Origin of the sequence: Enterobacter sp. MALB-1, assembly GCF_041021625.1 — a bacterium.
Taxonomy (GTDB): Bacteria; Pseudomonadota; Gammaproteobacteria; order Enterobacterales; family Enterobacteriaceae; genus Enterobacter; species Enterobacter oligotrophicus.
Genome location: NZ_JBDPJL010000001.1, coordinates 205,628 through 231,780 on the forward strand (window position 1 = coordinate 205,628; position 26,153 = coordinate 231,780).

Annotated in this window: 25 protein-coding genes; 15 read left to right on the top strand and 10 right to left on the bottom strand. The window is 56.3% G+C overall.

The annotated features are described in order from the left end of the window. Positions 1 to 263: 263 nt before the first annotated feature. From ABGB15_RS00995 to hemC, 5 genes are all read right to left on the bottom strand, one after another. Complete coding sequence (locus ABGB15_RS00995) at positions 264 to 1,475, bottom strand: MFS transporter (RefSeq protein ID WP_215723878.1); 1,212 nt, start codon at positions 1,473 to 1,475, stop codon at positions 264 to 266. A 170-nt stretch (positions 1,476 to 1,645) separates the two neighbouring features. Further along, positions 1,646 to 2,845, bottom strand: a complete 1,200-nt coding sequence (gene hemY, locus ABGB15_RS01000; RefSeq protein WP_152082677.1) for a protoheme IX biogenesis protein HemY — start codon at positions 2,843 to 2,845, stop codon at positions 1,646 to 1,648. A 2-nt stretch (positions 2,846 to 2,847) separates the two neighbouring features. After that, the gene (gene hemX, locus ABGB15_RS01005) at positions 2,848 to 4,041 is read right to left on the bottom strand and encodes a uroporphyrinogen-III C-methyltransferase (RefSeq protein WP_152082676.1); all 1,194 of its coding nucleotides are present in this window, start codon (positions 4,039 to 4,041) and stop codon (positions 2,848 to 2,850) included. A 20-nt stretch (positions 4,042 to 4,061) separates the two neighbouring features. Beyond that, a complete protein-coding gene (gene hemD, locus ABGB15_RS01010; protein ID WP_215723877.1) occupies positions 4,062 to 4,802 on the bottom strand; it encodes a uroporphyrinogen-III synthase in 741 nt (246 codons plus the stop codon). Continuing rightward, positions 4,799 to 5,740 carry a hydroxymethylbilane synthase gene (gene hemC / locus ABGB15_RS01015; RefSeq protein ID WP_152082674.1) on the bottom strand — a complete coding sequence of 314 codons (942 nt, stop codon included), beginning with the start codon at positions 5,738 to 5,740 and terminating at the stop codon, positions 4,799 to 4,801. Before hemC ends, hemD begins: the two co-directional genes overlap by 4 nt. Before the next feature lie 349 nt (positions 5,741 to 6,089). Between hemC and cyaA the strand changes: the two genes are divergently transcribed. Then, the gene (gene cyaA, locus ABGB15_RS01020) at positions 6,090 to 8,633 is read left to right on the top strand and encodes a class I adenylate cyclase (protein ID WP_152082673.1); all 2,544 of its coding nucleotides are present in this window, start codon (positions 6,090 to 6,092) and stop codon (positions 8,631 to 8,633) included. Between the two features lie 513 nt (positions 8,634 to 9,146). On the opposite strand, the gene cyaY is transcribed toward cyaA, so the two are convergent. Next, a complete protein-coding gene (gene cyaY, locus ABGB15_RS01025) occupies positions 9,147 to 9,467 on the bottom strand; it encodes an iron donor protein CyaY (RefSeq protein WP_152082672.1) in 321 nt (106 codons plus the stop codon). Between the two features lie 134 nt (positions 9,468 to 9,601). On the opposite strand from cyaY, the gene ABGB15_RS01030 reads away from it, so the two are divergent. The 8 genes from ABGB15_RS01030 to corA all read left to right on the top strand — a co-directional run bounded on the left by ABGB15_RS01030 (position 9,602) and on the right by corA (position 16,533). After that, the gene (locus tag ABGB15_RS01030) at positions 9,602 to 9,805 is read left to right on the top strand and encodes a lipoprotein (protein WP_152082671.1); all 204 of its coding nucleotides are present in this window, start codon (positions 9,602 to 9,604) and stop codon (positions 9,803 to 9,805) included. Positions 9,806 to 9,840: 35 nt separating this feature from the next. Beyond that, positions 9,841 to 10,665 (top strand): diaminopimelate epimerase, encoded by an 825-nt coding sequence (gene dapF, locus ABGB15_RS01035; RefSeq protein ID WP_215723876.1) that lies wholly within the window; start codon positions 9,841 to 9,843, stop codon positions 10,663 to 10,665. Then, positions 10,662 to 11,369: a DUF484 domain-containing protein gene (locus tag ABGB15_RS01040; RefSeq protein ID WP_215723875.1), complete on the top strand. Its 708-nt coding sequence runs from the start codon at positions 10,662 to 10,664 to the stop codon at positions 11,367 to 11,369. The genes dapF and ABGB15_RS01040 overlap by 4 nt, the downstream gene beginning before the upstream one ends. Then, positions 11,366 to 12,268, top strand: a complete 903-nt coding sequence (gene xerC / locus ABGB15_RS01045; protein WP_215723874.1) for a tyrosine recombinase XerC — start codon at positions 11,366 to 11,368, stop codon at positions 12,266 to 12,268. Before ABGB15_RS01040 ends, xerC begins: the two co-directional genes overlap by 4 nt. Then, positions 12,268 to 12,984, top strand: a complete 717-nt coding sequence (gene yigB / locus ABGB15_RS01050; protein ID WP_215723873.1) for a 5-amino-6-(5-phospho-D-ribitylamino)uracil phosphatase YigB — start codon at positions 12,268 to 12,270, stop codon at positions 12,982 to 12,984. Before xerC ends, yigB begins: the two co-directional genes overlap by 1 nt. Before the next feature lie 79 nt (positions 12,985 to 13,063). Continuing rightward, positions 13,064 to 15,226 carry a DNA helicase II gene (gene uvrD / locus ABGB15_RS01055; RefSeq protein ID WP_215723872.1) on the top strand — a complete coding sequence of 721 codons (2,163 nt, stop codon included), beginning with the start codon at positions 13,064 to 13,066 and terminating at the stop codon, positions 15,224 to 15,226. Positions 15,227 to 15,375: 149 nt separating this feature from the next. Next, entirely contained in the window at positions 15,376 to 15,432 is a 57-nt protein-coding gene (gene ysgD, locus ABGB15_RS01060) for a YsgD/CorL family protein (protein ID WP_212743980.1), read from the top strand. A 150-nt stretch (positions 15,433 to 15,582) separates the two neighbouring features. Then, positions 15,583 to 16,533 (top strand): magnesium/cobalt transporter CorA, encoded by a 951-nt coding sequence (gene corA / locus ABGB15_RS01065; RefSeq protein WP_152082665.1) that lies wholly within the window; start codon positions 15,583 to 15,585, stop codon positions 16,531 to 16,533. Positions 16,534 to 16,616: 83 nt separating this feature from the next. Here corA and rarD read toward each other — a convergent pair whose 3' ends face one another. Next, on the bottom strand, positions 16,617 to 17,513 hold the full coding sequence (gene rarD, locus ABGB15_RS01070) for an EamA family transporter RarD (protein ID WP_215723871.1): 897 nt from the start codon (positions 17,511 to 17,513) through the stop codon (positions 16,617 to 16,619). Positions 17,514 to 17,564: 51 nt separating this feature from the next. After that, on the bottom strand, positions 17,565 to 18,032 hold the full coding sequence (gene yigI / locus ABGB15_RS01075) for an acyl-CoA thioesterase YigI (protein ID WP_152082663.1): 468 nt from the start codon (positions 18,030 to 18,032) through the stop codon (positions 17,565 to 17,567). 160 nt (positions 18,033 to 18,192) lie between these two features. Here yigI and pldA point away from each other — a divergent pair, with 160 nt between their 5' ends. The 3 genes from pldA (at position 18,193) to rhtC (ending at position 21,664) form a co-directional block, all read left to right on the top strand. Continuing rightward, a complete protein-coding gene (gene pldA, locus ABGB15_RS01080) occupies positions 18,193 to 19,062 on the top strand; it encodes a phospholipase A (protein WP_152082662.1) in 870 nt (289 codons plus the stop codon). A gap of 90 nt (positions 19,063 to 19,152) precedes the next feature. Further along, entirely contained in the window at positions 19,153 to 20,982 is a 1,830-nt protein-coding gene (gene recQ, locus ABGB15_RS01085; protein WP_215723870.1) for an ATP-dependent DNA helicase RecQ, read from the top strand. Between the two features lie 61 nt (positions 20,983 to 21,043). Next, positions 21,044 to 21,664, top strand: coding sequence for a threonine export protein RhtC (rhtC, locus tag ABGB15_RS01090; protein ID WP_010426287.1), 621 nt, complete (start codon positions 21,044 to 21,046; stop codon positions 21,662 to 21,664). Here the strand turns inward: rhtC and rhtB are convergent. Continuing rightward, positions 21,661 to 22,281, bottom strand: coding sequence for a homoserine/homoserine lactone efflux protein (gene rhtB / locus ABGB15_RS01095; protein WP_152082660.1), 621 nt, complete (start codon positions 22,279 to 22,281; stop codon positions 21,661 to 21,663). The two genes, rhtC and rhtB, sit on opposite strands and share 4 nt — an antisense overlap. 111 nt (positions 22,282 to 22,392) lie before the next feature. On the opposite strand from rhtB, the gene pldB reads away from it, so the two are divergent. From pldB to ABGB15_RS01110, 3 genes are all read left to right on the top strand, one after another. Further along, positions 22,393 to 23,385: a lysophospholipase L2 gene (gene pldB / locus ABGB15_RS01100; RefSeq protein WP_369064093.1), complete on the top strand. Its 993-nt coding sequence runs from the start codon at positions 22,393 to 22,395 to the stop codon at positions 23,383 to 23,385. Positions 23,386 to 23,417: 32 nt separating this feature from the next. Further along, the gene (yigL, locus tag ABGB15_RS01105; RefSeq protein WP_152082658.1) at positions 23,418 to 24,218 is read left to right on the top strand and encodes a sugar/pyridoxal phosphate phosphatase YigL; all 801 of its coding nucleotides are present in this window, start codon (positions 23,418 to 23,420) and stop codon (positions 24,216 to 24,218) included. A gap of 82 nt (positions 24,219 to 24,300) precedes the next feature. After that, positions 24,301 to 25,200, top strand: a complete 900-nt coding sequence (locus tag ABGB15_RS01110) for a carboxylate/amino acid/amine transporter (protein ID WP_215723868.1) — start codon at positions 24,301 to 24,303, stop codon at positions 25,198 to 25,200. On the opposite strand, the gene metR is transcribed toward ABGB15_RS01110, so the two are convergent. Further along, entirely contained in the window at positions 25,088 to 26,041 is a 954-nt protein-coding gene (gene metR, locus ABGB15_RS01115) for an HTH-type transcriptional regulator MetR (RefSeq protein WP_215723867.1), read from the bottom strand. The two genes, ABGB15_RS01110 and metR, sit on opposite strands and share 113 nt — an antisense overlap. Positions 26,042 to 26,153: the final 112 nt, after the last annotated feature.

Sequence of the window (26,153 nt, forward strand, 5' to 3'; positions counted from 1 at the left end):
CGCGATGTAAAAGTTCTGCGTGCCATGTTGGCACGTAACGTGCAATAATATACGCGTAGATGCTCATTCCATCTCTTATGTTCGCCTTAGTGCCTCATAAACTCAGGAATGACGCAGAGCCGTTTACGGTGCTTATCGTCCACTGACAGATGTCGCTTCGGCCTCATCAAACACCATGGACACAACGTTGAGTGAAGCACCAAATATGTTGTCATACAGACCTGTTTTAACGCCTGCTTTTATAGCAGGCGTTTTTTTATGTTTTAGCCACGAAAACGCGTCATCACCAGCGCAACGAAAAGCAGCGCGACGCCAGAGACTACATACAGCGCATGAAGTGCCCCTAGCATCGTCGTCGTCATTGCTGCGAGACCAGTAAAGAGAGAAGCGCTAAGCGTCTGCCAGCGCCAGGCTTTACTGCTTGCTGCCGGGATCTGTGCGATCTGAAAGCTACTAAGCACGCCAAACGTACCTGCCGCAAACACAATATTCGACGCCAGATGGGCAATAAAGATCATTCCCAGTGCAGGTGCAATCCACCCGGACAACAACGGAAGCACTCCGTAAGCAGCCAGAAAGACACTAAGACAGGCCATCAGTAGGGGAGGTTGCGTAGCAATACGCGTCAGGCTATCTCTCTTGAGCAACATCGGTCCGCAAAGTTGCCCCATATTTCTGGCGAAAAGCAGGGGTAGCGCAAGTTCTGTGGCATTCTCAGGCTGGAATTGCTGTGCCAGGGCGGGAAGTAATGCCATTGCCGGTGAGCCAACGGCTGCCAGCCCAGGCAAAATGAGGAGGCTGCGTTTTTGCCGTAGAGTTAACGTCTGCCAGCGTAATGCTACCGGCTCGTGAACATCTGCGGGTAGCGTTATCGTCGGTGCAGTAAATTCCCGCCCCGCCAGCCGTAGCATCAACAACGATCCCAGAAAACTGGCGGCATCAATAGCCAGCAAACCGGTTACCGACATTTTTTGGAACAGCACGACACCCAACCCGGTTCCTAAAAGTACTTGAGAAGCAAATATCAGATTCTCCAGACAGGTTGCAGCAGGCAGTTCTCCTTCACTGAGCCCACGTTTAAACAGCAGCGTTAGCGCAGGCCAACTCATCCCACTCAATAACGCCTCTGCGGATTGCACGGCAAGCAGGGCAGGAATGCTGTGATAATGTACGCCGAGCAAAGGAAAGAGCAGTGCGACTAAACCCAGTAACTCGGTGATTATCAGCAGAGATATCGGGGAAAACTGCTGGCATAGCCTCTCGCCAATTACGCTGCCGATAAATCCCGGAACCGTAGCCAAAAGAAATGCGAGAGTGAGCAGTAGCGGTGGCGCATCCCATTGTAGCAGTAAGCCGAAAACAACAACCTGGGTTAAGCCGTTCCCCAGCGACGAAAAGATAAAAGCGCAGGCAAGAAGGCGCAGCCAACGATGGCAGCGAAGCGCTTCAAAAAGCGCATATAAAAGCGAGTTCATGAAGATTTCCTTTCAAAAACGATTTATTCCACGCAGCAGAAGAGGCGTGTACGAAAAAAAGTTAATGAAAAGGCATCTTTACATTGGCGGGTTCGTTTCCTGATGAAGATACAACGAATGTAGCAGGAGAAGGACGATAAAAAAAGGAGGCCTTTAGGCCTCCTTCACGATTACTGTTGGGTGTTATTATTTTGCAACGTCAGCAGTAACCCGTCTCGCCGCATGGCTGCGGCCTCTTCTGGTTTATGCTGCTTGTCCAGTGAATCGGCAAGCCAGGCGTAGTCAAACGCGTCAGGGCGCTGTTTCAGCGCGGCGCGGAAGGCGAGGCTCGCCTCCTGCCATTCACCGTGCTTCATCAGCGACTGGCCCAGCGTGCTCCACAGCAGCGGGCGGTCGCCCACGGTTTTGATCTGCTGGCGCAGCGCTTTTTCGATTTGCTCAGGATTATTGGTTTTCAGACGCGGGATCACCAGCACCAGGCGGTCATCGTACTGGCGCTTAAGGCCATCAAGGATAATTTCCTGCGCCGTGTCATGGTCGTCACATTCAATCAGATGTTCCGCCATCGCCACCTGCAGTGGAACCTGCTGGCGTGTTTTACGGCTCTGATTTTTCCACCAGGTTTTCAGGCCGTCGCTGCCCAGATCGGCACGCGCCTGATCCATCAAGCCAATCCATGCCATACGCTGAAGCTCGTCACGATGTTCATCGTCACCGACATCGGCTTTCGCCATTGAAGGAATGATGTCCAGCAGCGAGCCCCAGGCACCGGTACGAATGTAAGCCTGTTCAGCAAGACGCAGCACTTCCGGGTGACGCGGGGTAATTTCCAGCAGACGGTCAATGCCGTGGCGCGCCGCGTGATTTTCATTACGCGCCAGCTGCAGGCGAACGCGGGTGATTTCCACCGGAATCGGATCTTTCGGTGAAAGCTCAGACGCACGCTCCAGATGCTGATTGGCGCGAGCTTCATCCCCACGCTGCTGCGCGGCTTCAGCGGCCAGCAGGTAGTTCACCACCGGCTGTTCAGCGTGGTCGGCATTTTTCGACATCAGCTTCTCAACCTGCTGATAATCCCCTTCGGCCAGCTTCAGCAGCGCCTGCTCGGTCTGCTTACGGGCGCGACGACGTTTACGGCCAACGAACCAGCCGCGGGTGTGCGCCCCGGTGCGGAAGATGCGACGCAGGAGCCATTCCACAGCAAACAGCACCACAACGCCGAGGATCAGGACGATCACCAGGCCCGTCACGCTGGTTTCGATATTGTAGTTATCGGTCTGGATCAGAACGTAGCCCTGATGGCCAGCAAGCATTGGCCCCAGAACGATCCCAGCGATCAGCAATAAGAAGAGTAAAAGCACTTTCAACATGATTACTCTCCTTGTGGCGCGCTTTCGGGCGCTGGCGCGGCGGCAGGGGCATCGGCGTTCGGCTCTGCCGGTACGCCGGGTTGCGCCAGAAGATTACGCACACGCGTCTGCATCAGCTTTTCCAGAATCGGCTGGCTGGCCAGTTTATCCGGCACGTTCATGGTGATGTTTTGTTGGCTCAGCTTATCAATGTCATCGAGGAACGCGGTGGTGGTTGCGTCATCGGTGTTGTAGTAAGCACGTACCCACGTAGAGACGTTATCCAGCGCCTGTTTGTAGGTCTCTTCCTGATGACGTGGCACGGCCTGGGCGGCAACCAGCAGGCGGGAGCGAATATTTTCGCGCAGATAGACATCCTGGTTTGGCGCTAACAGCGGCACAGCGGTCTCGTCGCGACGGCGGATAGTGATGAAGCTGTCCATAAAGTTCTGCCAGCTTTTTTGCAGGTTGATGCGCCACTCGCTGAGCGAGCTGGAAAGCTCAGTACCGTCAGAATCCATCGGGGAGTCGTCGTCGTTATTATCCGCAAGCTGCAGGTTATCAATCTGGTTCGAGAGCTGGTTAACCTTGAGGATGATACCGTCGTAATCCACCTGCGAAACCGCAGACAGGCTGGCGATATCTTCGGTAATCGCGCGGCGAGCATTGATCAGGCTCGGGTCGTTCATGTCTGCCAGGCTTGCATCGGCGCTTTTCAGCAGCGCGGCGGCGGTGGTGACGTCCTGATCGCTCCAGAGCTTACGTCCGGCCAGTTTCACCAGAAAATCAGCCTGAGAGAGGAGCCAGGTTTTGGCATCTGTACCGGAAATGGTCGCCACTTTTTGCTGCACGTCGCCAAGCTGTTTGGTCAACGCTTCCTGCTTGCTGTTCGCGTCGGCAAGTGCGGCAGCCTGCTGTTTAATTACGCTTTCCAGCTCGGATTTTTGTGTTTCCTGCGCTTTTTGCAACGCGGTGATTTGGTTTACCAGCGCGTCGCTGGTGGCCGTCTGATTGGTGCCCTGCTTCTTCACCAGCCCATACAGGCTAACGCCTGCGGCCAGTGCAATCGCGATGGCAATCACGCTCAGCGTCAGGCTGGTTTTGTTGCTGCCGTTTTTCTTCTCAGCGGTTTTCTCAGTCGTCTCTGGCTGTGGTGTGGTATCCACAGTCTCCCTGGTCTCTTCAACCACGGCGGAGGATTTTTCGTGTTCCGTCATTATGGCTTCCCATTTGAGAGTTATTGTAATGCGCGCAGCAGCGCATCGTTGTCGGCGTTATCAGCGATCCGAATATCTTGCCAGCCCAGCTCCTGGGCGTGGTTCGCCAGACGCTCACTGACGACCAGAAGCCGACAGCGGAGTAACCAGTTTTCACGATACCATTGCGGAATAAGCGACCAAAGCTGTTGCAACATTTCACCACTGGTGACCACCAGCGTGTTGATGCCGCGCGTGTGCCAGCGCATTGCCTCTTCCGCACCATCATAATGTTTTGCACAACGCTGATAGCATTCGCAGAACGTGACGTCAGCGCCACGTTCCCGCAGCGTTTCGCCCAGCAGTTCGCGCCCGCCGTTACCGCGTAAAATCAGCGCACGCTTTCCGGCAATAGTTTGTAATTCAGGTAATTGTAGCAAGACTTCGCTAATTTCCCGATCTAACGGGTAGCGAACGTCGATCCCGCTGGCGGTATGCAATGCCAGCGCCGTAGTGCGCCCGATAGCAAAATAGCGGGGGGGCGTTGGCCAGCTAAGCCTTTGTTGCTGTAGCTGCGCATGGGCAAACTCCACGGCATGTTGCGACAGCGCAAAGAGTAAATCACCTTCCTGCAGAGTATTCATATGGGCGGCGAGTGAGGACAACTGCCGACCAGGGGAGAATTCAATCAACGGAAAACTCCAGGCCACCTGCCCCAGTGCGCGCAGACGGCTCACTAATTGCTCTCCTGCGGGAGAAGGGCGGGTGACGAGAATACTCATGCAGGGGGTTCTCCGTTATAAACCTCGGCCAGAATTTCACGCGCGCCGTTATTCAGTAGCTCTTCCGCCAGCGACACGCCAAGCTGTTCGGCATCTTGCGGCTTGCCGCGGCGTTCCCCGCGCACCATCTGTGAACCGTCCGGTGCGCCAACCAGCGCACGCAGCCACAGCTCGCCGTCTGTCAATTCAGCATAGCTACCAATCGGCACCTGACAGCCCCCTTCGAGGCGGGTATTCATCGCGCGTTCAGCTTTTACGCGGATAGCGGTCTCGTCATGATTCAGCGGAGCAAGCAGGTCGCGGGTACGGGCATCATCCAGACGGCATTCAATACCGACGGCTCCCTGGCCCACAGCCGGGAGAGACAGCTCCGGTGGCAGCGCCACGCGAATGCGTGACTCCAGCCCCAGACGTTTCAGGCCCGCAACGGCGAGGATAATGGCGTCGTAATCACCGTTATCCAGCTTGCCGAGTCGCGTGCCCACGTTACCGCGCAGCGATCGGATGACCAGGTCCGGACGGCGTTCAGCCAGCTGGCACTGGCGGCGTAAACTTGACGTGCCAACCACGCTGCCTTCCGGCAACGCATCGAGCGAGTCATACTGGTTGGAGACAAACGCGTCGCGCGGATCTTCGCGCTCGCAGATCGTTACCAGCCCCAGCCCTTCCGGGAACTCAACGGGCACATCCTTCATCGAATGCACGGCGATATCGGCGCGGTTTTCAAGCAGTGCCAGTTCCAGCTCTTTGACAAACAAGCCCTTTCCGCCAACTTTCGCCAGTGGCGTATCAAGGATCACATCGCCGCGCGTGACCATCGGCACCAGCTCGACGCGTAATCCTGAGTGGCAGGCTTCAAGGCGCTGCTTAACATAATGTGCCTGCCAGAGCGCAAGAGGGCTTTGGCGTGTGGCAATTCTCAAAACATTGTCTAACATGCTTGTTACCGTCATTATCAATCGCTAACCATCCTAACATTGTTGACTCCCGGATGGCAGTTTTACGGTTGATGAAGAAAGAGAGGGAAAGGGCGGCGCGATAGTCGGCCACAGCCGTATTCAGGAATTTACACGTAAAGAACGATGCTACACTTGTATGTAGCGCATCTTTCTTTACGGTCAATCGGCAAGGTGTTAAATTGATCACGTTTTAGACCATTTTTTCGTCTGTACCACCATAAAGATAAGGGCGAAAAAGGGTAACGGTTATCTTTTTGAAATACTGCGGGTCCACCGTTATTCGTTTTTTGAATAACTTGTGCCACCCGGAAACATCAGGCGATACGTCTTGTACCTCTATATTGAGACTTTAAAACAGAGACTGGATGCCATAAATCAACTGCGTGTGGATCGCGCGCTTGCTGCCATGGGGCCTGCTTTCCAGCAGGTTTACAGTCTGCTGCCGACTTTATTGCACTATCACCATCCGCTGATGCCGGGTTACCTTGATGGTAACGTTCCCCAGGGCATCTGCCTTTTCACGCCTGATGAAACCCAACAGCATTATCTGAACGAGCTGGAACTTTACCGTGGCATGCCGCCACAGGAATCCCCGAAAGGCGAATTGCCGATCACCGGGGTTTACACCATGGGAAGTACCTCATCGGTAGGGCAAAGCTGTTCCTCTGACCTGGATATCTGGGTCTGCCATCAATCCTGGCTCGATAACGAAGAGCGCCAGCTGTTGCAGCGTAAATGCAGCCTGCTGGAGAGCTGGGCGGCCTCGCTCGGTGTGGAAGTGAGCTTCTTCCTGATTGATGAAAACCGTTTCCGCCATAACGAAAGCGGCAGTCTCGGTGGTGAAGACTGTGGCTCGACTCAGCACATCTTATTGCTGGATGAATTTTACCGTACCGCTGTTCGCCTCGCCGGGAAGCGTATTCTGTGGAATATGGTGCCGTGCGATGAAGAAGAGCATTACGACGATTACGTCATGTCGCTCTATTCGCAGGGCGTACTGACGCCAAACGAATGGCTGGATCTCGGCGGGCTTAGCTCCTTGTCCGCAGAAGAGTATTTTGGCGCGAGCCTCTGGCAGCTCTACAAGAGTATCGACTCACCGTATAAAGCGGTGCTGAAAACGCTGCTGCTCGAAGCCTACTCCTGGGAATACCCGACGCCGCGCCTGCTGGCGAAAGATATCAAGCAGCGTCTGCACGACGGGGAGATTGTCTCCTACGGGCTGGATGCCTACTGCATGATGCTGGAACGCGTCACCGAATACCTGAAAGCCATTGATGACACCACGCGTCTCGACCTGGTGCGTCGATGTTTTTATCTCAAAGTCTGTGAGAAGTTGAGCCGTGAACGCGCCTGCGTTGGCTGGCGTCGCGAAGTGGTCAGTCAGTTAGTCAAAGAGTGGGGATGGGACGACGAACGCTTGTCCATGCTCGACAACCGCGCCAACTGGAAAATCGATCAGGTGCGTGAAGCGCACAATGAACTGCTCGACGCGATGATGCAAAGCTACCGTAACCTGATCCGCTTTGCCCGCCGTAACAACCTCAGCGTTTCCGCCAGCCCGCAGGATATCGGTGTCCTGACCCGTAAACTGTACGCCGCATTTGAAGCGCTGCCGGGTAAAGTCACCCTGGTGAACCCGCAAATTTCACCAGACCTGTCAGAACCCAACCTGACCTTTATCTATGTGCCACCGGGCCGCGCGAATCGCACCGGATGGTATCTCTACAACCGTGCGCCAAGCATGGACTCGATCATCAGCCATCAGCCGCTGGAATATAACCGTTACCTGAACAAGCTGGTGGCCTGGGCCTGGTTTAATGGCCTGTTGACCTCGCGCACTCGCCTGTTTATCAAAGGCAACGAGGTGGTGGATTTAGCCAAGCTGCAGGAAATGGTGGCGGATGTTTCGCACCACTTCCCGCTGCGTCTGCCTGCGCCGACGCCAAAAGCGCTCTACAGCCCGTGCGAGATCCGCCATCTGGCGATCATCGTCAACCTGGAGTACGACCCGACGGCGGCCTTCCGCAATCAGGTGGTTCATTTTGATTTCCGCAAGCTGGACGTCTTCAGCTTTGGCGAGCAGCAAAACTGCCTGGTGGGCAGCGTCGACCTGCTGTACCGCAACTCGTGGAACGAAGTGCGTACCCTGCACTTCAACGGCGAGCAGGCGATGATCGAAGCGCTGAAAACGATTCTCGGCAAGATGCACCAGGACGCCGCGCCGCCGGACAGTGTCGACGTGTTCTGCTACAGCCAGCACCTGCGCGGTTTGATTCGTACCCGCGTGCAGCAACTGGTTTCAGAGTGCATTGAACTGCGTCTTTCCAGTACCCGGAATGAAACCGGGCGCTTTAAGGCGCTGCGCGTCTCAGGCCAGACCTGGGGCCTGTTCTTCGAGCGCCTGAATGTGTCGGTACAGAAGCTGGAAAACGCCATTGAGTTCTACGGCGCGATTTCACACAACAAGCTGCATGGCCTGTCTGTTCAGGTGGAAACTAACCACGTCAAACTGCCGCAGGTAGTGGATGGCTTTGCGAGTGAAGGGATTATTCAGTTCTTCTTCGAAGAGTCGGGCGATGATGCCGGTTTCAACATCTACATTCTGGATGAGACCAACCGCGCCGAGGTGTATCACCACTGTGAAGGCAGTAAAGAGGAACTGGTGCGTGACGTCAGCCGCTTCTATTCGTCGTCACACGACCGCTTTACCTACGGTTCGAGCTTTATCAACTTCAACCTGCCGCAGTTCTACCAGATTGTGAACGTCGACGGGCGTGCGCAGGTGATCCCGTTCCGTACTCAGGCGATAGCGCCAGCGGTGCCAGCGAGCCAGGATACTGCACCGCTGTTGCAGCAGTATTTCTCCTGATTTTTCAGCCGGGTGGCGCTGACGCTTACCCGGCCTACGGTCCGAGTCGCTGTTGCCGGGTGGCGCTGACGCTTACCCGGCCTACGGTCCGAGTCGCTGTTGCCGGGTGGCGCTGACGCTTACCCGGCCTACGGTCCGAGTCGCTGTTGCCGGGTGGCGCTGACGCTTACCCGGCCTACGGTCCGAGTCGCTATTGCCGGGTGGCGCTGACGCTTACCCGGTCTACGGTTCGAGTCGCTGTTGCCGGGTGGCGCTGACGCTTACCCGGCCTACGGCCCGAGTCGCTGTTGCCGGGTGGCGCTGACGCTTACCCGGCCTACGGTTCGAGTCGCTGTTGCCGGGTGGCGCTCATGCTTACCCGGCCTACGGTTCGAGTCGCTGTTGTCGGGTGGCGCTCATGCTTACCCGGCCTACGGTCCGAGTCGCTGTTGCCGGGTGATGCTCATGCTTACCCGGCCTACGGTTCGAGCCGTTGTAGGCCCGGTAAGGCGTCGCCGCCACCGGGCAACAAGACTACCTGAAACTAACTGCCTCACCCGCCTGCGCCGTGGCCGCCTGCTCCAGCAAATCCCAGAACGTTTCGCCGCTACGGTCGCAAATCCACTCGTCACCCTTCAGATCGAAGTGATAGCCGCCCTGTTTCGCTGCCAGCCACACCTGGTGAAGCGGCTCCTGACGGTTGATAATAATTTTGCTGCCGTTTTCGAAGCTCAGGGTCAGGATGCCGCCGTTGATTTCACAATCGATATCGCTGTCGCCGTCCCAGTCGTCGAGACGTTCTTCAATGGTCATCCACAGGGTGTCGGCAAGGCGATGGAATTCACTGTCGTTCATGGTTTTGTTCCTGTTTTTCGTGATGGCGGCAGTATAACGCTAAATAATTCCCGTTGCAGGAAAGCGGCAAACTCTTGCTTTTGTGTCTTCTCCTGCGATGATAGAAACAGATTTGAACTTACGGGCAACAACTAATGAAAAACGTTTTCCGAACGCTTGCCGTTCTCATCACTCTGTTTAGCCTGACTGGCTGTGGACTGAAGGGGCCGCTTTACTTCCCGCCAGCGGATAAAACCGCACCGCCACCAACGAAACCTGTACAAAGCGGTATTGAGTCTTCGACGCCGGACACGAACGATCGTGGCGACAATGGCGGCCCAACCCAGGTGAATTACTGACAATTACGTTCTGTACCCGCGCAATGGAGCAAATAATGCAGTTCTCTAAAATGCATGGCCTTGGCAACGACTTTATGGTCGTCGACGCGGTAACGCAGAATGTCTTTTTCTCCCCTGAGCTAATCCGTCGCCTGGCGGACCGGCATCTGGGCGTGGGGTTTGATCAGCTGCTGGTGGTTGAACCCCCTTACGATCCTGACCTTGATTTCCACTACCGCATCTTTAATGCAGACGGCAGTGAAGTCTCCCAGTGCGGTAACGGCGCGCGCTGTTTTGCCCGCTTTGTTCGCCTGAAAGGGCTGACCAACAAGCGTGATATCCGCGTCAGCACCGCGAATGGCCGCATGGTGCTCAGCGTCACCGATGACGAACTGGTGCGCGTGAATATGGGCGAGCCGAACTTTGAGCCGTCCTCCGTGCCGTTTCGCGCAAACAAAGCGGAAAAGACCTATATTATGCGTGCGGCCGAGCAGACAGTATTGTGCGGCGTCGTCTCGATGGGTAACCCGCACTGCGTGATTCAGGTTGATGATGTCGACACTGCTGCGGTCGAAACCCTCGGTCCGGTGCTGGAAGGCCACGAACGTTTCCCGGAGCGGGCAAATATCGGCTTCATGCAGGTGGTGAAGCGTGAGCACATCCGCCTGCGGGTTTACGAGCGCGGCGCGGGCGAAACGCAGGCCTGCGGAAGCGGTGCCTGTGCTGCCGTGGCGGTAGGCATCTCCCAGGGGTTACTGGCAGAAGAGGTTCGCGTGGAATTACCAGGCGGGCGTCTTGATATCGCCTGGAAAGGACCGGGTCATCCACTGTATATGACTGGCCCGGCGGCACATGTTTATGACGGGTTTATCCATCTATGAAACAACCAGGGGAAGAACTGCAGGAAACAGTGACGGAACTGGACGACAGAGCTGTTGTTGATTACCTGCTGAACAATCCTGAGTTTTTTATCCGCAATGCACGCGTCGTCGAACAGATGCGCGTGCCGCATCCGGTTCGCGAAACCGTGTCGCTGGTCGAATGGCACATGGCGCGCTCGCGCAAGCATATCAATCAGCTCGAAGAGAACATGACGCTGCTGATGGAGCAGGCCAACAATAATGAAAGCCTGTTCTATCGGCTGTTGCATCTGCAGGCGCGTCTGGCTTCGGCGCACAGCCTTGACGAGTTTCTCAGCCGTTTTCACCGCTGGGCGCGTGAGCTGGGTCTGGCAGGTGCGACGATTCGTCTCTTCCCTGACCGCTGGCGCATTAACGCGCCGTCCAGTTTTACCCACCTGGCGCTGAGCCGTCAGGCATTTGAGCCACTGCGTATCCAGCGTCTGGGACATGAGCACCACTATCTGGGGCCGTTGAATGGACCCGAGCTGCTGGTGGTGTTGCCGGAAGCCAAAGCGATTGGCTCGGTGGCGATGTCGCTGATGGGGCGCGACGGCGATCTGGGCGTGATGTTATTCACCAGCCGCGACGTGCATCACTACGAGCAGGGGCAAGGCACGCACCTGCTGCAGGAGCTTGCCCTGATGCTGCCTGAGCTGCTGGAGCGCTGGATTGAGCGCGTATGACGGACGAATTACTCGGCACTGACGTCACGCGCTTTCTGCGCTACCTGGGCGTTGAACGTCAGTTAAGCCCCATTACGTTGCTGAACTATCAGCGTCAGCTTGATGCCATCATGCAGATTGCCGACGAGATCGGCCTGAAAAGCTGGCAACACTGTGACGCTGCCACGGTACGCGGGTTCGTTGTGCGTAGCCGTAAAAAAAACTTAAGCCCGGCCAGCCTTGCGCTCAGGCTCTCTGCGCTGCGCAGTTTCTTCGACTGGCTGGTGAGCCAGGGGCGTTTAAAAGCCAACCCGGCGAAAGGTATCGCCACGCCAAAAGCCCCGCGCCATCTGCCTAAAAATATCGACGTCGACGACGTAAATCGCCTGCTGGATATCGACCTTAACGATCCGCTGGCCGTGCGCGACCGCGCCATGCTGGAGGTGATGTACGGAGCCGGGCTGCGTTTGTCTGAACTGGTGAACCTCGACTTAAAACATCTCGATCTGGAATCCGGCGAAGTGTGGGTGATGGGTAAGGGCAGCAAAGAGCGCCGCCTGCCGATTGGCCGCAACGCCGTCGCCTGGATTGAGCACTGGCTTGACCTGCGTGGGCTGTTTGGTGCAGAAGAAAACGCGCTGTTCCTGTCGAAACTCGGCAAGCGGATTTCCGCGCGTAACGTGCAGAAGCGTTTTGCAGAGTGGGGCATCAGGCAGGGGCTGAACAGCCACGTTCATCCGCACAAACTGCGCCACTCGTTTGCGACACACATGCTGGAATCAAGCGGCGACCTGCGCGGTGTGCAGGAGCTTCTCGGCCATGCGAATCTGTCGACCACTCAAATTTACACCCACTTAGACTTTCAACACCTTGCCTCGGTGTATGACGCGGCGCATCCACGCGCCAAACGGGGGAAATAATGCGTTTTTACCGCCCACTCGGTCAGATCTCAGCCCTGACGTTTGACCTTGATGACACCCTTTATGACAACCGCCCGGTGATCCTGCGTACTGAACAAGAATCGCTGGCGTTTGTGCAGAATTATCATCCTGCATTGAAAACATTACAGAACAAGGATTTTCAGCAACTGCGTCAGTCCCTGCGGGAGACCGAGCCGGAGATTTATCACGATGTCACCGAATGGCGTCGCCGCGCGGTGGAACAGGCGATGCTTAACGTCGGCCTGAGCGCGCGCGAGGCGGCCATTGGTGCGGAAGCGTCGATGGAGAACTTCGCCAAATGGCGCAGCCGCATTGACGTGCCGCAGGAGACGCACGATACGCTGGCAAAACTGGCGGATAAGTGGCCGCTGGTGGCGATCACCAACGGCAATGCCCAGCCTGAACTGTTTGGTCTTGGCGATTACTTTGAGTTCGTGCTGCGCGCGGGCCCGCACGGGCGTTCGAAGCCATTCAGCGACATGTATCACCTGGCGGCAGAAAAACTGGATTTGCCTCTCGGCGAGATCCTGCACGTGGGCGATGACCTGACCACGGACGTGGCCGGGGCGATCCGCTGCGGCATGCAGGCCTGCTGGATCAAGCCGGAAAACGCTGACCTGATGATAACCCCCGACAGCCGTCTTCTGCCGCACGTGGAAATTTCACGGTTGGCATCCCTCACGACGCTGATATAATCATCAATTGTTCTGTATAAATTAACAGGGTTTTGGCGAATGAAAACATTCGCCTGCCCGACATGACGTGACGGTGCCAATGGACGTTTCTTACCTGCTCGACAGCCTTAATGACAAACAGCGTGACGCGGTTGCCGCCTCGCGCACCAACATGCTGGTGCTGGCTGGAGCGGGCAGTGGTAAGACGCGCGTGCTGGTTCACCGTATCGCCTGGCTGCAGAGCGTGGAAAACTGCTCGCCGTACTCCATTATGGCGGTGACGTTTACCAACAAGGCGGCGGCAGAAATGCGCCACCGTATCGCACAGCTGATGGGCACCAGCCAGGGCGGCATGTGGGTTGGCACCTTCCACGGTCTGGCGCACCGTCTGTTGCGCGCACACCATATGGACGCCAACCTGCCGCAGGATTTCCAGATCCTCGACAGCGAAGATCAGCTCCGTCTGCTGAAGCGCCTGATCAAGGCGATGAACCTTGACGAGAAGCAGTGGCCGCCGCGTCAGGCGATGTGGTACATCAACGGCCAGAAAGATGAAGGGCTGCGCCCGCATCATATTCAGAGCTTCGGTAACCCGGTCGAGCAGACCTGGCAGAATGTCTATAAGGCCTACCAGGAAGCGTGCGATCGCGCCGGTCTGGTGGATTTCGCCGAGCTGCTGCTGCGCGCGCACGAGCTGTGGCTCAACAAGCCGCACATCCTGCAGCACTACCGCGAACGCTTCACTAATATCCTGGTGGACGAATTCCAGGATACCAACAACATTCAGTACGCGTGGGTCCGCCTGCTGGCCGGTGATACCGGCAAGGTGATGATCGTCGGAGATGACGACCAGTCTATCTACGGCTGGCGTGGTGCGCAGGTGGAAAATATCCAGCGCTTCCTTAACGATTTCCCCGGTGCGCAGACCATCCGTCTGGAGCAGAACTACCGTTCAACCAGCAACATTCTGAGCGCGGCCAACGCCCTGATTGAAAACAACAACGGGCGTCTGGGGAAAAAGCTCTGGACCGACGGCGTCGACGGCGAGCCTATCTCTATCTACTGCGCGTTCAACGAGCTCGACGAAGCGCGCTTCGTGGTGAACCGCATTAAAACCTGGCAGGACAACGGCGGCGCGCTGGAGCAGTGCGCCATTCTCTATCGCAGCAACGCCCAGTCGCGCGTGCTGGAAGAGGCGCTGCTGCAGGTGAGCATGCCGTACCGCATTTATGGCGGTATGCGCTTCTTCGAACGTCAGGAGATCAAAGATGCGCTCTCGTATCTGCGCCTGATTGCCAACCGTAACGACGACGCCGCGTTTGAGCGCGTGGTCAATACGCCAACCCGTGGCATTGGTGACCGAACGCTGGACGTGGTCCGTCAGGCATCCCGCGACCGTCAGCTTACGCTGTGGCAGGCATGCCGTGAGCTATTGCAGGAAAAAGCCCTCGCCGGACGTGCCGCCAGCGCCTTGCAGCGCTTCCTTGAGTTAATTGACGCGCTGGCGCAGGAAACCGCCGACATGCCGCTGCACGTGCAGACCGACCGGGTGATCAAAGATTCCGGCCTGCGCACCATGTACGAGCAGGAAAAAGGCGAGAAAGGCCAGACCCGTATCGAGAACTTAGAGGAACTGGTGACGGCAACGCGCCAGTTCAGCTACAACGAAGAAGACGAAGACCTGATGCCGCTGCAGGCGTTCCTCTCCCACGCCGCGCTGGAAGCGGGCGAAGGGCAGGCGGATACGTGGCAGGATGCGGTTCAGTTGATGACGCTGCACTCCGCGAAAGGTCTGGAGTTCCCGCAGGTATTCATCGTCGGGATGGAAGAGGGGATGTTCCCGAGCCAGATGTCGCTGGATGAAGGTGGACGTCTGGAAGAAGAACGTCGACTGGCCTACGTGGGCGTGACGCGAGCAATGCAAAAGCTGACGCTGACCTACGCCGAAACCCGTCGTCTGTACGGCAAAGAGGTCTATCACCGTCCGTCGCGCTTTATCGGCGAACTGCCGGAAGCGTGCGTGGAAGAGGTACGTCTGCGCGCCAGCATTAGCCGTCCGGTCAGTCATCAGCGCATGGGCGCGCCGATCTCAGAAAACGACACGGGCTACAAACTGGGGCAGCGGGTTCGCCATTCGAAATTTGGTGAAGGCACTATCGTGAATCTGGAAGGCAGCGGTGAACACAGCCGTTTGCAGGTGGCGTTCCAGGGGCAGGGGATCAAATGGCTGGTGGCTGCCTATGCTAAGCTGGAAACTGTGTAACTTTCAGAAAAATATCATTATTTTGTAATAATCTGCTAGCCTTATACATTGAAGGTCAATTAATGCCCTTCAGCGTTTCGTTGCGTGTTGACGCCACAGTTAATGCTGGCGTAACATGCGCGCACGATTACGCTAAGAGGACATTCGCCTTGGACACACCCAGTAGATACTGGCTCAATTCCCTGTCATCCAGGAACAACTCCTAAGGCTATCTCCCCTTGCTGATGGCCTTAGTGGTTGTCAGCGACTGCATTATTCCCGTCGCGCTGAGTCAGGCTGTTTAATGGTCTGAAACCCAAATTGTTTCTGTGTGCCCACCGAACTGTCCGATATTTTTTGCATTGGGAGTCCCGGTCATGTTGAGCGCATTTCAACTCGAAAATAACCGACTGACTCGGCTTGAAGCCGAAGAGTCACAGCCCCTCATTGATGCCGTATGGGTGGATCTGGTCGAGCCGGACGACGATGAACGCCTTCGCGTACAATCTGAGCTGGGGCAAAGCCTGGCGACCCGTCCGGAACTGGAAGACATCGAAGCATCCGCACGTTTTTTTGAAGATGAAGACGGTCTGCATATTCACTCCTTCTTCTTTTTTGAAGATGCTGAAGACCACGCGGGTAACTCCACCGTGGCTTTTACCATTCGCGATGGCCGCCTGTTTACCCTGCGCGAGCGCGAACTGCCTGCGTTTCGTCTCTACCGCATGCGTGCCCGCAGCCAGGCAATGGTGGACGGCAACGCCTATGAGCTGCTGCTGGATCTGTTTGAAACCAAAATCGAACAGCTGGCGGATGAAATTGAAAATATCTACAGCGATCTGGAAAAGCTGAGCCGCGTGATCATGGAAGGCCATCAGGGCGATGAGTATGACGAAGCGCTCTCTACGCTGGCGGAGCTGGAAGATATCGGCTGGAAGGTGCGTTTGTGTCTGATGGATACCCAGCGCGCGCTGAACTTCCTGGTGCGCAAGGCGCGTCTGCCGGGCGGTCAGCTGGAGCAGGCGCGTGAGATCCTGCGCGATATCGAATCCCTGTTACCGCATAACGAATCCCTGTTCCAGAAGGTGAACTTCCTGATGCAGGCGGCGATGGGCTTTATCAACATCGAGCAGAACCGCATTATTAAAATCTTCTCGGTGGTATCTGTGGTGTTCCTGCCGCCGACGCTTGTCGCATCAAGCTACGGGATGAACTTTGAGTTTATGCCGGAACTGAAGTGGAGCTTTGGTTACCCAGGCGCAATTGTCTTTATGATCCTCGCCGGGCTGGCACCGTATCTCTATTTTAAGCGCCGGAACTGGCTGTAAAAATCTGGCGGGTGGCGCTGCGCTTACCCGCCCTACGATCGAATTCCCTCTCCCCGTGGGAGAGGGTTAGGGTGAGGGCAACATCACAGCCCTTTGCGGGTCCTGCGCTGGGTATAAATCGCATCCGCGACAAATATCGCCAGCGCCACCCAGATAAACGCGAACGTCACCATCTTATCCATACCGGGTACTTCACCGTAGAACACTACCGCCAGCAGGAACATTAGCGTCGGGCCGATGTACTGGAAGAAGCCGAGTGTGGAGAGACGCAGGCGCGTCGCCGCACCGGTGAAACACAGCAGTGGGATGGTTGTCACCACGCCTGCCGCGACCAGCAGCAGGTTCAGGGACCATGGGTTGCTGTCCATATGACTGGTGGCGCTGTCGGCAATTCCGAACAGATAAATTGCGGCTACCGGCAGCAGCCACAGGGTTTCGAACAGCATCCCGGTTTGGGCTTCCACCGCAATTTTCTTACGCACCAGACCATAGAACGCAAAGCTGAACGCCAGGCCGAGCGCGATAATCGGCAGCGAGCCGAAGGTCCACAGCTGCACCAGCACGCCACAGAAGGCCAGAACCACCGCCAGCCACTGCATACGACGGAAGCGTTCGCCGAGGAAAATCATCCCCAGTACGATGTTTACCAGCGGGTTAATAAAGTAGCCCAGGCTGGCTTCGAGCATGTGATGGTTATTCACCGCCCAGATAAACAGCAGCCAGTTACCGCCAATCAATACCGCAGAGAGGGCGAGCAGAAACACCTTTTTCGGTGTTTTCAGCAGCGTTTTAACGCCTGACCACTGTCGACTGAGGCTCATCAACGCGATCATAAAGAAAAACGACCAAATCACGCGGTGAGTGAGGATTTCGTCAGCCGGTACGTAAGCGATAAGTTTGAAATATGCTGGCGCAATACCCCAAATAAAATAAGCGGCAAGGGCGAGTAAAACGCCCTGCCGCGTCTGTTTAGCATCCATCGGGAAAATCCGTTACAAAAAAGTGAAGTAATTTTACCCGATTTTATCGCCTCAACCCACCATATAAGTGGCGGTTGCGCTGGCGATATAAACCTGTTCTTCATTGTGCAGCTCGACGCGCGCCACGGCCACTTTATTGCCCGCGCGCAGCAGGCTACTGGTGGCGGTAAAGCGATTTCCGCGCCCCGGACGCAGATAATCGACGCGTAAATCAATGGTGCCCATGCGCGAGAGTCGCTGACGCAGTTCGTCTTCATTGATGGTGTCATGGCGCGTCAACGTACTGCCGACACAGACCAGCCCTGCCGCGACGTCCAGCGCCGACGCAATCACGCCGCCATGCAAGATGCTTTGCGCCCAGTTGCCCACCATCATCGGCTGGTTGTTGAAGCTGAGTTGGGCAAACTCTTTCTCATAACGCTCCAGCTCCAGACCCAGCGCGCGGTTAAACGGCATGTGGTAAACAAAAATCTCTCCCACGAGTTTTAAAACTTCTTCGGCGGTAAGCGTGGCTGACATGAGAAATGGCATCCTTGTTGTTAACAAAATGTTGATTTTATGCTTCGCGACGGAGGATTTCCACTTTCAGAAACGAAGAGGCGGAAGTTGCCGAAGAAGTCTGTAGAATGCACAGACAAAACGATTTATTAAATGTAACAATTTCAGGAGAACACCACCGATGCGGACGTATCTGGGTTGGTTACTGGCGGCGGTTGCGCTGCCCCTCACAGCATATGCGCAGGAAGCCACGGTTAAAGAGGTGCATGATGCGCCCGCCGTTCGCGGTAGCGTCATTGCTAACCTGCTTCAGGAGCATGACAATCCGTTCACGCTCTATCCGTATGACACAAACTACGTGATTTACACCCAGACCAGCGATCTCAATAAAGAGGCGATTAGCTCCTATAACTGGTCTGATAATGCGCGTAAAGATGAGGTGAAGTTCCAGCTCAGTCTCGCGTTCCCATTCTGGCGCGGCATTCTGGGGCCGAACTCTGTGCTTGGCGCGTCTTATACCCAGAAGTCCTGGTGGCAGCTTTCTAACAGCGGAGAGTCTTCACCGTTCCGTGAAACCAACTATGAGCCGCAATTGTTCCTCGGTTTCGCAACGGATTATGAATTTGCTGGCTGGACGCTACGCGACGTTGAAGTCGGTTTTAATCACGATTCCAACGGCCGTTCTGACCCAACCTCGCGTAGCTGGAACCGCGCCTACACGCGCCTGATGGCGCAGAACGGCAATTTCATGGTGGAAGTGAAGCCGTGGTATGTGTTGGGCAGCACCGATGACAACCCGGATATCACCAAATACATGGGCTACTACCAGCTCAAAGTGGGCTATCAACTGGGTGATGCGGTGCTGAGCGCGAAAGGCCAGTACAACTGGAACACCGGCTACGGCGGCGCGGAAGTGGGCTTGAGCTACCCGATGACCAAACATGTGCGTATCTACACGCAGGTTTACAGCGGTTACGGCGAGTCGCTGATCGACTACAACTTCAACCAGACCCGTGTCGGTGTTGGCGTGATGTTGAACGATATTTTCTAAGCCGCTCGAATGTTTTTGCGTTAAACGTTGAAGTTTCTCTCTCAGGCGCTGAAAATAGCGCCTGTTTCATTTCTGGCATATGGGGTTAATGTGGCGCAGGCGGAAGTATTGAATCAGGAATCGCTGGCTAAACAGGTTTTGCAGGAAACCTTTGGCTATCAGCAGTTCCGCCCTGGCCAGGAAACCATCATTGAAACCGTGCTGGAAGGCCGCGATTGTCTGGTGGTGATGCCCACCGGCGGCGGGAAATCACTCTGTTATCAGGTGCCCGCGCTGGTGCTTAACGGCCTGACGGTCGTGGTGTCTCCCCTCATTTCCCTGATGAAAGACCAGGTTGATCAGTTGCTCGCTAACGGCGTGGCGGCGGCCTGTCTGAACTCAACGCAGACCCGCGAGCAGCAGCAAGAGGTGATGGCCGGGTGCCGCACCGGGCAGATCCGCCTGCTGTATATCGCGCCAGAACGCCTGATGCTGGATAACTTCCTCGATCACCTGGCGCACTGGAATCCGGTGCTGCTGGCGGTAGATGAAGCGCACTGTATTTCCCAGTGGGGACACGATTTCCGCCCGGAATATGCCGCGCTCGGCCAGTTGCGTCAGCGCTTCCCCGAGCTGCCGTTTATGGCGCTTACCGCCACGGCGGACGACACCACGCGGCTGGATATCGTTCGTCTGCTGGGGCTGAAAGACCCGCTGATTCAGGTCAGCAGCTTCGACCGCCCAAACATCCGCTATATGCTGATGGAGAAATTCAAGCCGCTGGATCAGCTCTTGCGCTATGTGCAGGAGCAGCGCGGCAAGTCAGGCATCATCTACTGCAACAGCCGCGCGAAGGTAGAAGACACCGCCGCGCGTCTGCAAAACCGTGGCTTCAGCGCCGCCGCCTACCATGCCGGGTTAGAGAACCACATCCGCGCCGACGTGCAGGAGAAATTCCAGCGCGACGACCTGCAAATCGTGGTCGCGACGGTGGCATTTGGAATGGGCATCAATAAGCCCAACGTGCGCTTTGTGGTGCATTTTGACATTCCGCGCAACATCGAATCCTACTATCAGGAAACTGGCCGTGCCGGGCGTGATGGCCTGCCTGCGGAAGCGATGCTGTTTTACGATCCGGCTGATATGGCGTGGCTGCGCCGCTGTCTTGAGGAAAAACCGCAGGGGCAGTTGCAGGATATCGAGCGCCACAAGCTCAACGCGATGGGCGCGTTTGCCGAAGCACAAACCTGCCGCCGTCTGGTGTTGCTCAACTACTTTGGTGAGGGGCGTCAGGAGCCGTGCGGTAACTGCGATATCTGTCTCGACCCGCCGAAGCAGTACGATGGCCTGATGGACGCGCGTAAAGCGCTCTCGACCATCGGGCGCGTGAACCAGCGCTTCGGGATGGGCTACGTTGTAGAAGTGCTGCGCGGTGCCAATAATCAGCGTATCCGCGACATGGGCCACGACAAGCTGCCCGTCTATGGGATTGGCAAAGACCAAAGCCATGAGCACTGGGTGAGTATCATCCGCCAGCTGATCCACCTCGGCTTTGCCACGCAAAATATTGCCCAGCACTCTGCGTTGCAGCTTACCGAAGCGGCGCGTCCGGTGCTGCGCGGTGAAGTTGAACTCAAGCTCGCCGTACCGCGCGTCATCGCCCTGAAGCCGCGTGTGATGCAAAAATCTTACGGCGGCAACTACGACCGCAAACTGTTCGCCAAACTGCGCAAGCTGCGTAAAGCCATAGCCGACGAAGAGAACATCCCGCCATACGTGGTGTTCAACGACGCAACGCTGATTGAAATGGCCGAACAGATGCCGCTCAGCGCCAGCGAAATGCTCAGCGTCAACGGCGTCGGCACACGCAAGCTGGAGCGCTTCGGGAAAGAGTTTATGGCGCTCATCCGCTCTCACGCCGATGGTGATGACGAGGAGTAGTCAGCCGGGCAAAAAAGTGCCAGGATGGTGACTCACTGAATTATTTCCCCGCGAGCTAATTATGTTAATGCTATTTCTCACCGTGGCGTTAGTGCACATCGTTGCGCTGATGAGCCCAGGCCCTGACTTTTTCTTCGTATCACAAACGGCTGTCAGCCGCTCCCGCAAAGAGGCGATGATGGGTGTGCTCGGCATCACCATGGGCGTCATGGTGTGGGCGGCAGTCGCGCTGCTCGGCCTGAACCTGATTCTGGCAAAAATGGCCTGGCTGCATAACATCATTATGGTCGGCGGCGGTCTCTATCTGTGCTGGATGGGCTACCAGATGCTGCGCGGGGCATTGAAGAAAGAAGAGAAAAAGCCGGAAGAGCCGAAGGTTGAGCTGGCAACGGGCGGCCGTAGCTTCGTTAAAGGGCTGCTGACAAACCTGGCGAACCCGAAAGCGATTATCTATTTTGGCTCCGTGTTCTCGCTGTTTGTCGGTGATAGCGTCGGTGCGGGCGCGCGCTGGGGCATCTTCCTGCTGATTGTTGTTGAAACGTTCGCCTGGTTCACCATCGTCGCCAGCCTGTTTGCCTTACCGGCGATGCGCCGTGGCTACCAGCGCATCGCGAAGTGGATCGACGGCTTTGCCGGCGCGCTGTTCGCCGGCTTTGGTATTCATCTCATCATCTCTCGCTAAGCATGACGCGCTGACGCAAGCAGCGCGCCCACCAGCATAAACAGCGAACCGAACACTTTATTCAGGGCCTTCATCTGCTTAGGCCCTTTAATCCACGCCGCAATCCGCTGCGCCAGCGTCGCGTAGCCAATCATCACGATGATATCGACAATGATGGTGGTTGCGCCCAGCACCACGTACTGCATCACCTGCGGCTGATGCGGAACGATAAACTGCGGGAACAGCGCGGCGAGGAAAACGATGCTTTTCGGGTTGGTCAGGTTCACAAACACCGCGCGTTTAAACAGGCGACCGCGCGTTTGTGCATGGGCGAGCGTGTTAAGATCAATCGAGCCTGCTGCGCGCCACTGCTGAATGCCGAGCCAAATCAGGTATGCCGCACCAGCCCATTTCAGCACTTCAAAGGCCAGCACCGAGCGGGAGAATAACGTACCCAGACCAATCCCCACCAGCACGATGTGAATGCCCAGCCCGGTCTGTAAACCGGCGATGGACGCTACCGCGCCGCGATAGCCGTGGTTAATGGACGTGGTCATGGTGTTGATTGCGCCAGAGCCTGGTGAAAGGCTAAGGATGATGGATGTCAGCAGGTAAGCGAACCACCACTCGAAGGTCATTTGAAACTCCCGAATCGTCTGTTTTTATGCCACAATACGCTATTGTTACGTCATTTTGTGACCGGTTACGAAAAAAACTATATTCCCTGGATTACGGGGGGTGGAAACCCAATGTTTCAGCAGAAAAAGGACTGGGAAACACGAGAAAACGCATTTGCTGCTTTCTCTATGGGGCCGCTGACCGACTTCTGGCGGCAACGTGAGGAAGATGCGTTTACGGGCGTGGGTGATATTCCGGTACGCTTTGTTCGTTTCCGTGATGAGAAAAACGATCGGGTGATCGTGGTCTGCCCTGGGCGTATCGAAAGCTACGTGAAATACGCCGAACTGGCCTATGACCTGTTCCATCTGGGCTTCGATGTGTTGATTATCGACCATCGCGGTCAGGGGCTTTCTGGTCGCTTACTGTCGGACACCCATCGTGGCCACGTGGATAATTTTAGCGATTACGTTGACGATCTGGCTGCTTTCTGGCAGCAGGAAGTTGAGCCGGGCCCGTGGCGTAAGCGGTACATTCTTGCGCACTCCATGGGCGGCGCGATTTCGACGCTGTTTTTGCAGCGCCACGAGCACCGGTGTGATGCCATTGCGCTTACCGCGCCGATGTTCGGCATCGTGATCCGCTTACCTGACTGGATGGTGCGTCATATTCTCGACTGGGCTGAGGGCCATCAGCGCATTCGGGAAGGGTATGCCATTGGCACAGGACGCTGGCGCGCGCTGCCGTTTGCTATCAACGTGTTAACCCACAGTTGGCAGCGTTACCGCCGTAATCTGCGTTTTTATGCTGATGAACCGCGCCTGCGCGTCGGCGGCCCCACCTGGCACTGGGTGCGGGAGGGCATTCTTGCTGGCGAGCATGTGCTGGCAGGTGTTGGTGATGACGACACGCCGACGCTCCTGATTCAGGCAGAAGATGAACGTGTGGTCGATAACCGCATGCATGACCGCTTTTGTGAACTCCGCGCCGCTGCCGGACACCCTTGTGAAGGGGGTAAACCGCTGGTCATAAACGGCGCGTACCATGAGATCCTTTTCGAAAAGGACGCTATGCGCTCAGTCGCGCTCAACGCCATCGTTGAATTTTTCGACAGGCATAACTGATTATTGTTTTACCACCAGAGGTTGAAATCCCTATGTACCAGGTTGTTGCATCTGACTTAGATGGCACGCTGCTTTCCCCCGACCACACCCTGTCGCCTTACGCGAAAGAGACCTTAAAACTTCTGACAGCCCGTGGCGTAAACTTTGTGTTTGCCACCGGCCGCCACCACGTGGACGTGGGGCAGATCCGCGATAATCTGGAGATCAAATCGTACATGATCACCTCCAACGGTGCGCGTGTACACGACACGGATGGCAACCTGATCTTTACCCACAACCTGGATCGCGACATCGCCGCCGACCTGTTCGGTGTGGTGCATAACAATCCGGATATCGTCACCAACGTTTACCGCGACGACGACTGGTTCATGAACCGCCACCGCCCGGACGAAATGCGTTTCTTCAAAGAAGCCGTATTTAACTACTCCCTGTACGAACCGGGCCTGCTGGAGCCGGAAGGGATCAGTAAAGTGTTCTTTACCTGCGAAAGCCACGAAGAACTTCTGCCGCTGGAACAAGCGATCAACGCTCGCTGGGGCGACCGTGTTAACGTGAGTTTCTCCACGCTGACCTGTCTGGAAGTGATGGCGGGCGGTGTTTCCAAAGGCCACGCGCTGGAAGCGGTGGCGAAGCGTCTGGGCTTCGAGCTGAAAGACTGCATCGCCTTTGGCGACGGCATGAACGACGCCGAGATGCTCTCCATGGCGGGCAAAGGCTGCATCATGGCGAATGCGCATCAGCGTCTGAAAGATTTGCACCCGGAGCTGGAAGTGATCGGCACTAATGCTGACAACGCGGTACCTAAGTATCTGCGCAAACTGTTCCTTGAATAATCTTCATTTGGTTGTTTATTGTTCAGTTGTCAACTAAAGAGTTCGCTACAATGCCTGTCCTTCTTTCTGAGAGACAAGCATTGTGGCGCTACTCATTATCACCACTATCCTGTGGGCCTTCTCCTTTAGCCTGATTGGCGAATACCTTGCCGGTTCGGTCGACAGCTACTTCTCGGTGCTGATGCGCGTGGGGCTGGCGGCGCTGGTATTCCTGCCGTTCCTGCGTACCCGCGGACAATCGCTGCAAACGATTCTGCTGTACATGCTGGTGGGCGCGATGCAGCTCGGCATCATGTATCTGTTCAGCTTCCGGGCTTACGTCTACCTCTCCGTCTCGGAATTCCTGCTCTTTACCGTGCTCACGCCGCTCTATATCACGCTGATTTACGATGTGCTCAGCAAGCGTCGTTTGCGCTGGGGGTATCTGCTGAGCGCTGCGCTGGCGGTGATTGGTGCGGCGATTATTCGCTACGACAAAGTGAGCGATCACTTCTGGACCGGGCTGATGTTCGTCCAGCTCGCCAATATTAGCTTCGCTATCGGGATGGTGGGCTACAAACGTCTGATGGAGACCCGCCCGATGCCGCAGCATAACGCGTTTGCCTGGTTCTACATGGGCGCGGCGATCGTCGCGGTGGCGGCGTGGTTTATGCTTGGCAACCCGCAAAAACTGCCGACCACTTCCGTGCAGTGGGGCATTCTGGTCTGGCTGGGCGTGGTGGCTTCCGGGCTGGGGTACTTCATGTGGAACTACGGCGCTACCCAGGTAGACGCCGGTACGCTGGGGATCATGAATAACGTACATGTGCCTGCCGGGCTACTGGTGAACCTCGCCATCTGGCAGGAACAGCCGCACTGGCCGAGCTTCCTTATTGGGGGAGCGGTGATCCTGGCTTCGCTGTGGGTGCATCGCCGTTGGGTCGCTCCACGCTCCGCACAAACGGAAGGTGATCGCAGGCGTGGTTCCGCGCTGAGCGAATAAACGCTTCTGTGATCGGCTGACGCTGCTCGCCATCGCGCACGGCGGCGTACAGCCGGCTCCACAGTCCTTCTCCCAGGGTTTTGGTGACCACCAGGCCCTGGCGTTCAAAACTCTCCACCACCCAGTGCGGCAGCGCCGCGATGCCCATTCTGGCGGCAACCATCTGAATCAACAGCAGGGTGTTATCCACGCTTTTCAGCTGTGGGCTGATGCCTGCGGGCTGCAGGAAATGACGCCAGATATCCAGGCGACTGCGTTGTACCGGGTAAATCAGCAGCGTTTCTGTCGCCAGATCTTCTGGCGTAATGCGCGTTTTAGCGGCCAGCGGATGGTCCGGAGCCAGCACCAGGCGCACTTCAAAATCAAACATCGGCGAGTAGTGCAGACCGCTGCGCGGCAGAATGTCCGACGTCATCACCAGATCCAGATCGCCCTGCTGGAGCGACGGCTGTGGGTCGAACGTCACGCCGGATTTAAAGTCCATTTCCACCTGCGGCCATCTCTGACGGAAGTTTTCAAGCGCGGGAGTTAACCACTGGATACAGCTGTGGCACTCAATAGCGATACGCAGTTTAGTTTGCTGTGGCTCGTTGCAGGACTGCAGGGCGCTGGCAATCTGCGGCAACACCTGGTTCGCCAGCTGCAGCAGGATCTCGCCCTGCGGCGTAAACCGCAGAGGCTGACTTTTACGGACAAAAAGACGAAAGCCGAGGCGTTGTTCCAGATCGCTGAACTGGTGAGAAAGGGCGGACTGCGTCTGGTGCAGCGTGGCCGCAGCCGCTGCGAGCGAACCGCAGTTCCGCAACGCCTGGAGCGTTTTCAGGTGTTTTATCTCGATCATGAAAGTCCTTCACTTCGCCATGAACATTTTGCGCTTGAGGAATATACAGTACCTGCCAATTATAGATGTGTAAACATCTGGACGTCTAAATAACAAATTTCTCAAGGGGCAT

Coding starts and splice junctions, on each gene's coding strand:
- rhtB (WP_152082660.1), bottom strand. CDS start 22,281: ATGACCTTCGAGTGGTGGTTCGCTTACCTGCTGACATCCATCATCCTT.
- hemD (WP_215723877.1), bottom strand. CDS start 4,802: ATGAGTATTCTCGTCACCCGCCCTTCTCCCGCAGGAGAGCAATTAGTG.
- metR (WP_215723867.1), bottom strand. CDS start 26,041: ATGATCGAGATAAAACACCTGAAAACGCTCCAGGCGTTGCGGAACTGC.
- cyaY (WP_152082672.1), bottom strand. CDS start 9,467: ATGAACGACAGTGAATTCCATCGCCTTGCCGACACCCTGTGGATGACC.
- ABGB15_RS01040 (WP_215723875.1), top strand. CDS start 10,662: ATGAAACAACCAGGGGAAGAACTGCAGGAAACAGTGACGGAACTGGAC.
- yigI (WP_152082663.1), bottom strand. CDS start 18,032: ATGTCAGCCACGCTTACCGCCGAAGAAGTTTTAAAACTCGTGGGAGAG.
- xerC (WP_215723874.1), top strand. CDS start 11,366: ATGACGGACGAATTACTCGGCACTGACGTCACGCGCTTTCTGCGCTAC.
- uvrD (WP_215723872.1), top strand. CDS start 13,064: ATGGACGTTTCTTACCTGCTCGACAGCCTTAATGACAAACAGCGTGAC.
- pldB (WP_369064093.1), top strand. CDS start 22,393: ATGTTTCAGCAGAAAAAGGACTGGGAAACACGAGAAAACGCATTTGCT.
- hemY (WP_152082677.1), bottom strand. CDS start 2,845: ATGTTGAAAGTGCTTTTACTCTTCTTATTGCTGATCGCTGGGATCGTT.
- hemX (WP_152082676.1), bottom strand. CDS start 4,041: ATGACGGAACACGAAAAATCCTCCGCCGTGGTTGAAGAGACCAGGGAG.
- ABGB15_RS00995 (WP_215723878.1), bottom strand. CDS start 1,475: ATGAACTCGCTTTTATATGCGCTTTTTGAAGCGCTTCGCTGCCATCGT.
- pldA (WP_152082662.1), top strand. CDS start 18,193: ATGCGGACGTATCTGGGTTGGTTACTGGCGGCGGTTGCGCTGCCCCTC.
- dapF (WP_215723876.1), top strand. CDS start 9,841: ATGCAGTTCTCTAAAATGCATGGCCTTGGCAACGACTTTATGGTCGTC.
- yigL (WP_152082658.1), top strand. CDS start 23,418: ATGTACCAGGTTGTTGCATCTGACTTAGATGGCACGCTGCTTTCCCCC.
- rhtC (WP_010426287.1), top strand. CDS start 21,044: ATGTTAATGCTATTTCTCACCGTGGCGTTAGTGCACATCGTTGCGCTG.
- hemC (WP_152082674.1), bottom strand. CDS start 5,740: ATGTTAGACAATGTTTTGAGAATTGCCACACGCCAAAGCCCTCTTGCG.
- corA (WP_152082665.1), top strand. CDS start 15,583: ATGTTGAGCGCATTTCAACTCGAAAATAACCGACTGACTCGGCTTGAA.
- rarD (WP_215723871.1), bottom strand. CDS start 17,513: ATGGATGCTAAACAGACGCGGCAGGGCGTTTTACTCGCCCTTGCCGCT.
- ABGB15_RS01030 (WP_152082671.1), top strand. CDS start 9,602: ATGAAAAACGTTTTCCGAACGCTTGCCGTTCTCATCACTCTGTTTAGC.
- yigB (WP_215723873.1), top strand. CDS start 12,268: ATGCGTTTTTACCGCCCACTCGGTCAGATCTCAGCCCTGACGTTTGAC.